The organism is Streptomyces bugieae (assembly GCF_036352915.1).
Lineage (GTDB): Bacteria > Actinomycetota > Actinomycetes > Streptomycetales > Streptomycetaceae > Streptomyces > Streptomyces endophytica.
Genome location: NZ_JAZBJP010000020.1, coordinates 139,534 through 146,748, shown reverse-complemented (window position 1 = coordinate 146,748; position 7,215 = coordinate 139,534). Strand labels below are relative to the sequence as shown.

5 protein-coding genes are annotated in these 7,215 nt (G+C 70.1%); all 5 read right to left on the bottom strand.

Annotated features, from left to right (window positions below):
• Window positions 1–217: 217 nt before the first annotated feature.
• The gene (locus tag V2J85_RS26365) at window positions 218–1,399 is read right to left on the bottom strand and encodes an XdhC family protein (protein ID WP_261955019.1); all 1,182 of its coding nucleotides are present in this window, start codon (window positions 1,397–1,399) and stop codon (window positions 218–220) included.
• Window positions 1,400–1,440: 41 nt separating this feature from the next.
• Window positions 1,441–2,928: an NCS2 family permease gene (locus tag V2J85_RS26360; RefSeq protein ID WP_261955020.1), complete on the bottom strand. Its 1,488-nt coding sequence runs from the start codon at window positions 2,926–2,928 to the stop codon at window positions 1,441–1,443.
• Window positions 2,929–3,173: 245 nt separating this feature from the next.
• A complete protein-coding gene (locus V2J85_RS26355; RefSeq protein ID WP_330822933.1) occupies window positions 3,174–5,561 on the bottom strand; it encodes a xanthine dehydrogenase family protein molybdopterin-binding subunit in 2,388 nt (795 codons plus the stop codon).
• A gap of 5 nt (window positions 5,562–5,566) precedes the next feature.
• Window positions 5,567–6,169 carry a (2Fe-2S)-binding protein gene (locus V2J85_RS26350; RefSeq protein ID WP_261955022.1) on the bottom strand — a complete coding sequence of 201 codons (603 nt, stop codon included), beginning with the start codon at window positions 6,167–6,169 and terminating at the stop codon, window positions 5,567–5,569.
• Window positions 6,160–7,047, bottom strand: coding sequence for an FAD binding domain-containing protein (locus tag V2J85_RS26345; RefSeq protein WP_261955023.1), 888 nt, complete (start codon window positions 7,045–7,047; stop codon window positions 6,160–6,162). The genes V2J85_RS26350 and V2J85_RS26345 overlap by 10 nt, the downstream gene beginning before the upstream one ends.
• Between the last annotated feature and the right edge of the window lie 168 nt (window positions 7,048–7,215).

Sequence of the window (7,215 nt, the reverse complement as noted above, 5' to 3'; positions counted from 1 at the left end):
ATTGCCCGCGGGCGCATGGGCATTACGTGCACCCCCACCGTCCTTCACTTCCCCCCAACGGGAGGGGACGGGCCGGAGGGGCCGGTTGTGTGGACGTAAAGCGTCAGCAGTCCACACAACCGGCCCCGGAGGCCCGTCACCGCACCCACAAACCACCCAGCCCGCCGCAGGCGCCACGGCGAGAAACCACCACGGCGGGACAGCCAACCACGTACGGCTATGCGACAAAGTCGAGACGCGCAGCCCCATCATGGTGGATCGGAGTATGCGCCCCCGTAAGCGGCGTGCCCGTGCCGCCGCGGCGGTTGGCGACGATTTCGGCGGCGATCGAAAGGGCGGTTTCCTCGGGGGTGCGTGCCCCGAGGTCGAGGCCGATCGGCGAGCGCAGGCGGTTGAGTTCGAGTTCGGTCAGGCCGACGTCGCGCAGTCGCTGGAGGCGGTCCAGGTGGGTGCGGCGCGAGCCCATCGCGCCGACGTAGGCGACCGGAAGCTTCAGCGCGCGCTCCAGGAGCGGCACGTCGAACTTGGCGTCGTGGGTGAGGACGCACAGCACCGTGCGGCCGTCGAGTTCCTGGGAGTCGAGGTAGCGGTGCGGCCAGTCGACGACGATCTCGTCGGCGTCGGGGAAGCGGGTGCGGGTCGCGAAGACGGGGCGGGCGTCGCAGACCGTGACGTGGTAGTTGAGGAATTTGCCGACCCTGACCAGCGCGGACGCGAAGTCGATCGCACCGAAGACGATCATGCGCGGGGCGGGGACGGAGGATTCGACGAGGAGGACGACCGGCTGCCCGCATTGGGAGCCATCCGCTCCGATTTCGAGCGTCGTGGTGCGGCCCGCGTCGAGCAACGCGCGGGTCTCCTCGATGGCGGTGCGGTCGAGGGCGGGGTGGCCGCCGAGGGTGCCCTCGTGGGTGCCGTCGGGGCGGACGAGCAGTGCCCGGCCGAGGAGTTCGGCGGGGCCCTCGATGATCCGGGCGACCGCCGCCGCCTCCCCGGCGGCAGCGGCGGCCAGCCCGGCGGCGAGCGTGTCGGCAGTGCTGTCCACCCACTCCCCCGCGGCTCCGCCGTGTGCGGAGCGCGGGGCGCCCGTCCGTATCGGCTGGACGAGGATGTCGATGATGCCGCCGCAGGTCAGACCCACGGCGAAGGCGTCCTCGTCGCTGTACCCGAAGCGCTCCAGGACCGGTTCGCCGGTCCGCAGCGCCTCCTGGCACAGTTCGTAGACCGCGCCCTCCACGCATCCGCCGGAGACCGAACCGATCGCCGTGCCGTCGCCGTCCACGGCGAGGGCGGCTCCTGGCTGGCGGGGCGCGCTGCCGTTGGTGGCCACGACGGTGGCCACCGCGAACTTGCGGCCCTGCTCGACCCACCGGTGCAGCTCGTCGGCGATGTCCAGCATGTCGGTCTCCTTACGGATAACGGATGGGTGGATGGGGCGGATCAGTGGTGCACGCCCAGCCAGCTCTCGATCGGGTTGAGCGAGAAGTAGGCCAGGAACACCAGGGAGAGCACCCACATCAGCCAGCCGGGCTCGCGCCACTTGCCCTGCACGGCCTTGATGGCGACGTGGGCGAGGACGCCGGCCGCGATGCCCGCGGTGATGGAGTACGTGAACGGCATGAGGACCGTCGTCAGGAACACCGGGATGGAGGTCGCCGGGTCGTCCCAGTTGATGTGCTTGGCGTTGGTCAGCATCATCGAGCCGATGACCACCAGTGCGGCGGCGGCGACCTGGGTGGGGATGACCTGGGCCAACGGGGTGAAGAAGAGGCAGAGCGCGAAGCCCAGACCGGTGATGACGCTGGCGAAGCCGGTCCGTGCGCCGTCGCCGACGCCCGCGGTGGACTCGACGAACACGGTCTGGCCGGAGGCGCCGGTGAGACCGCCGACGATTCCGCCCGCACCGTCGATGGCCAGGGCCTTGTTCAGCCCGGGCATCTTGCCGTCCTTGTCGGCGAGGTTGGCCTGCTGGCCGATGCCGATGATGGTGCCCATGGCGTCGAAGAAGCCCGCCAGGACGAGGGTGAAGACGATGACGCCGACGGTGATGCCGCCGACGTTGCCCAGGCCGCTGAAGGAGACGTGGCCCAGCAGTCCGAAGTCGGGGGTGGAGACGACGGATCCGGAGATCACCGGGGCGTTGCGGCCGCCCCAGTCCTTGACGGTCAGCCCGGCGACCTGGTGGACGACCGCGGAGAAGACCGTGCCGCCGACGATGCCGATGAGGATCGCGCCGGGCACCTTGCGGACCTGCAGCAGGAAGATCAGCAGGACCGTGAAGGCGAAGCAGAGCACGGGCCAGCCGGTGAGCATGTCGGCGGTGCCGAGCTGGATCGGCTTGGCGCCGGCGAGACCGCCCGGGCCGGGCATGGAGGTGACGAAGCCCGCCTGGACGAGGCCGATGAGGCAGACGAACAGGCCGATGCCCATCGTGATGGCGTGCTTGAGCGGCAACGGGATCGCGTTCATGATCAGTTCCCGCGCGCCGGTGACGACCAGCAGGACGATCACGGCACCGTAAATGATGCACATCGCCCAGGCGTTGTCCCAGGTCATCTGCGGGGCGACCTGGAAGGACATCACCGCGGACACGCTCAGGCCGGCGGCCAGGGCGAGCGGGACGTTCCCGAGGAACCCCATGACGATGGTGGTGACGGCGGCGGCCAGCGCGGTCGCCGTGGTCACCTGGTCCGCGTTGAGGGTGGCTCCGGTGATGTCCTTCGTGGTGGTCAGGATCACCGGGTTCAGGAGGATGATGTACGCCATCGCCATGAAGGTGGTGACGCCGCCACGCACCTCCCGGCCGACCGTCGACCCTCTCTCGGATATGTGGAAGTACCGGTCGAGCCAGGACCGGCCGGCGGGCTGGCGCGAGCCGTTGCCCGCGTCTTCCGCCGTGGTCCTCGGCTCAGTGGACTGCTGGGTCATGGTGCCTTACTCCCAAGGTTCAAAGGGGCACTCGCACGTGGCGAGATTTGGGATGGATCTTCGGCTGCACGACCCGGGGGACGGCCCGAGACGAACGTGGGGTACTGACTGCGTACGAGGCAGCAGCGACTGCGGTGGTGCGAAGGGGGGAGACTCCGGGCGGTGCGCGGAGGAGGACGGACAGGGACACCCCTTGTCGCGTACCGCCCGGAGGCCGGGGTCCGGGGGAGTCGCCCCCGGACGGCTCACTGGGTGCCGGTGAGGTGCTCCGGGCGCACCGGCGTCTTGTCGAGCTCCAGCCCGGTCGCGTTCCGGATCGCCGCGAGGACGGCCGGGGTCGACGACAGGGTCGGGGCCTCACCGATGCCGCGCAGCCCGTAGGGGGCGTGCTCGTCGGCGAGTTCGAGCACATCGACCGGGATGGTCGGGGTGTCGAGGATGGTGGGGATCAGGTAGTCCGTGAAGGAGGGGTTGCGCACCTTCGCGGTCTTGGGGTCGACGATGATCTCCTCCATGACCGCCACGCCCAGGCCCTGGGTGGTGCCACCCTGGATCTGGCCGACGACGGACAGCGGGTTGAGCGCCTTGCCGACGTCCTGGGCGCAGGCCAGCTCGATGACCTTGACCAGGCCGAGCTCGGTGTCCACCTCGACGACCGCGCGGTGCGCGGCGAAGGAGTACTGGACGTGGCCGTTGCCCTGGCCGGTGTGCAGGTCGAAGGCCTCGGTGGGCCGGTGGCGCCACTCCAGCTCCAGCTCGACGGTCTCGTCCTCCAGGACGTCCACGATGTTGGCGAGGACCTCGCCGCCGTCGGTGATGACCTTGCCGTCCTCCAGGAGGAGTTCGGCGGTGGCCCACGCCGGGTGGTACGAACCGAACTTGCGCCGTCCGATCTCCAGGACCTTCTCGCGCACGGCCTCGCAGGAGTTCTTCACCGCGCCGCCGGTGACGTAGGTCTGGCGGGAGGCCGAGGTCGAGCCGGCCGAGCCGACCTGGGTGTCGGCGGGGTGGATGGTGACCTGCTGGACGCCCAGCTCGGTGCGGGCGATCTGGGCGTGGACGGTGACGCCGCCCTGGCCGACCTCCGCCATCGCGGTGTGCACGGTCGCGACCGGCTCGCCGTTGATGACCTCCATGCGCACCTTGGCGGTGGAGTAGTCGTCGAAGCCCTCGGAGAAGCCGACGTTCTTGATGCCGACCGCGTAGCCGACGCCGCGTACGACGCCCTCGCCGTGCGTGGTGTTGGACAGTCCGCCGGGCAGCTGGCGCACGTCGGCGCCCTCGCTGGACTCCCACTGGCGCTCCGGCGGCATGGGCATCGCCTTGATGCGGCGCAGCAGTTCGGCGACCGGGGCCGGGGAGTCGACCGGCTGCCCGGTCGGCATGATGGTCCCCTGCTCCATGGCGTTGAGCTGCCGGAACTCGACCCGGTCCATGCCCAGCTTGTCGGCCAGCTTGTCCATCTGCGCCTCGTACGCGAAGCACGCCTGGACCGCGCCGAAGCCGCGCATGGCGCCGCAGGGCGGGTTGTTGGTGTAGAGCGCGATCGCCTCGATGTCGACGTCGTCGATGACGTAGGGGCCGACGGAGAGGGAGGAGGCGTTGCCGACGACCGCCGGGGAGGCCGACGCGTAGGCTCCGCCGTCCAGGACGATCTTGCACTTCATGTGCGTGAGCTTGCCGTCCTTGGTGGCGCCGTGCTCGTAGTAGAGCTTGGCCGGGTGCCGGTGGACGTGCCCGAAGAAGGACTCGAACCGGTTGTAGACGATCTTGACCGGCTTGCCGGTGCGCAGCGCCAGGAGGCAGGCGTGGATCTGCATCGAGATGTCCTCGCGGCCGCCGAAGGCACCGCCGACGCCGGAGAGCGTCATCCGGACCTTCTCCTCGGGCAGGCCGAGGACCGGGGCGATCTGCTTGAGGTCCGAGTGCAGCCACTGGGTGGCGACGTAGAGGTCGACGCCGCCGTCCTCGGCGGGTACGGCCAGGCCGGACTCCGGGCCGAGGAACGCCTGGTCCTGCATGCCGAAGGTGTACTCGCCCTTGACGATGACGTCGGCGCGCTCGGCGGCCGCGTCCGCGTCGCCCCGGACGATGGGCTGGCGGTGCACGATGTTGGGGTGCGGGACGTGCCCGATGTGGTGGTCGTCGCGGTTCTCGTGGACCAGGACCGCGTCGGGGGCGATCGCCGAGGCCTCGTCGGTGATCAGCGGCAGCTCGGCGTAATCGATCTTGATCTTGGCGGCCGCGCGCCGGGCGGTCTCCGGGTGGTCGGCGGCGACCAGCGCCACCGGCTCGCCGTGGTGGCGGACCTTCTTGTGCGCGAGGACCGGGGTGTCCTGGATCTCCAGGCCGTAGTTCTTCACCTCGGTGGGCAGGTCGTCGTACGTGAGCACGGCGTAGACGCCCGGCATGGCCACGGCTTCGGAGATGTCGATCGACTTGATCTCGGCGTGCGCGACGGTGGAGCGCAGCGTCTGGCCCCACAGCATGTCCTCGTGCCACATGTCCGAGGAGTAGGCGAACTCGCCGGTGACCTTGAGGGTGCCGTCCGGCCGCAGCGTGGACTCGCCGATGCCGGCCTTGGTCTTGCCGCCCTGGGTCAGGTTGGTGGGGGTGCGGGTGACACCAGCCATCGTGATCAGGCCCCCTGTCCGGTGGTCGCGGAGGAAGCGGACTCGCCACGGGCTGCGGCCAGCCGGACCGCGTCGAGAATCTTCTCGTAACCCGTGCAGCGGCACAGGTTGCCCGACAGCGCCTCACGGATGTCGGCGTCCGACGGGGAGTCGTTGCGCTCCAGCAGTTCGTCGGCGGCGACCAGCAGGCCCGGGGTGCAGAAACCGCACTGGACCGCGCCGGCGTCGATGAACGCCTGCTGGATCGGGGACAGTTCGGTGGTCTCGCCCGGCTTCGCCTGCCACTGCTTGGCGGCGTCGAGGCTCGTGCCGGAGCTGCCGCAGGCGCCGCTCGCGCAGCCGCCGTGCTCGGCGCGCTGCTGGGCGTAGTCGGCCAGACCCTCGACGGTCACCACCTCGCGGCCCTCGACCTGGCCGGCGGCGACCAGGCAGGAGCACACCGGCACACCGTCCAGGCGGACCGTACAAGAACCGCATTCGCCCTGCTCACAGGCGTTCTTGGAGCCCGGGAGGCCCATCCGCTCGCGGAGGACGTACAGCAGGCTCTCGCCTTCCCAGACGTCGTCGGCCTCCTGCTGGCGGCCGTTGACGGTGAATGTCACGCGCACTGTGCGCTCCTCTCATTGCCGCGGTAGGACTCCCAGGTCCAGCCGAGGGTGCGGCGCGCCATGATGCCGACCGCGTGCCGGCGGTACTTGGCGCTGCCGCGCACGTCGTCGATCGGGTTGCAGGCACCGGAGGCGAGCTGCGCGAACTGCTTGGCCACGGACGGCGGGATGGGGTTGCCGGACTCCCAGAAGCCGCCCTCCTCCAGCGCCGCGGCGAGGAAGTCCTCGGCCTCGCGGGCCCGTACGGGGGTGGGTGCGGCGGAGCCGATGCCGGTGCGGACCGTGCGGGTCTCGGGGTGCAGCGCGATGCCGAAGGCGCACACCGCGATGACCATGGCGTTGCGGGTGCCGACCTTGGAGAACTGCTGCGGGCCGTCGGCCTTCGGCAGATGCACCGAACGGATCAGTTCGTCGGGCGCGAGGGCGTTGCGCTTGACGCCGACGTAGAACTCGTCGATCGGGATCATGCGGCTGCCGCGGACGGACTCGACCTCGACCTCGCAGCCGGAGGCGAGCAGCGCGGGGTGGGCGTCACCGGCCGGGGAGGCGGTGCCGAGGTTGCCGCCGACGCCGCCGCGGTTGCGGATCTGCGGGGAGGCGACGGTGTGGGAGGCGAGCGCGAGACCGGGGAGTTCGGTCCGCAGGTTCTCCATGATCCTGGTGTAGGGAACGGAGGCGCCGAGGCGCACGGTCTTCTCTCCGACCTCCCACTCGCTCAGCTCACCGATGCGGTTCAGGTCGAGCAGGTACTCGGGGCGGCGGTGGTCGAAGTTGATCTCGACCATCACGTCCGTGCCGCCCGCGATGGGCACAGCGGTGGGGTGCTCGGCCTTGGCAGCGAGCGCCTCCTCCCAGCTGGCGGGGCGAAGGAAGTCCATGGGTGGCCTCTTCTACGAAAAGATGGGGTCGTCCGCTGCTCATGGTGAGGAGCCGGGGCCTCCGTCGCCATCGAGCCGTTCATGTCTTGTTAACGCGGTTGGTTTCAGTGAACGCGCCCGGGACCCACCCGGTGCAGTCACCGAAACCATGAAGCGGTTGGCTGGCCA

What these genes read in the sequence shown, in the direction of transcription:
- V2J85_RS26365 (WP_261955019.1), bottom strand. Translation starts at nt 1,399, where the DNA reads ATGCTGGACATCGCCGACGAGCTGCACCGGTGGGTCGAGCAGGGCCGC.
- V2J85_RS26360 (WP_261955020.1), bottom strand. Translation starts at nt 2,928, where the DNA reads ATGACCCAGCAGTCCACTGAGCCGAGGACCACGGCGGAAGACGCGGGC.
- V2J85_RS26355 (WP_330822933.1), bottom strand. Translation starts at nt 5,561, where the DNA reads ATGGCTGGTGTCACCCGCACCCCCACCAACCTGACCCAGGGCGGCAAG.
- V2J85_RS26345 (WP_261955023.1), bottom strand. Translation starts at nt 7,047, where the DNA reads ATGGACTTCCTTCGCCCCGCCAGCTGGGAGGAGGCGCTCGCTGCCAAG.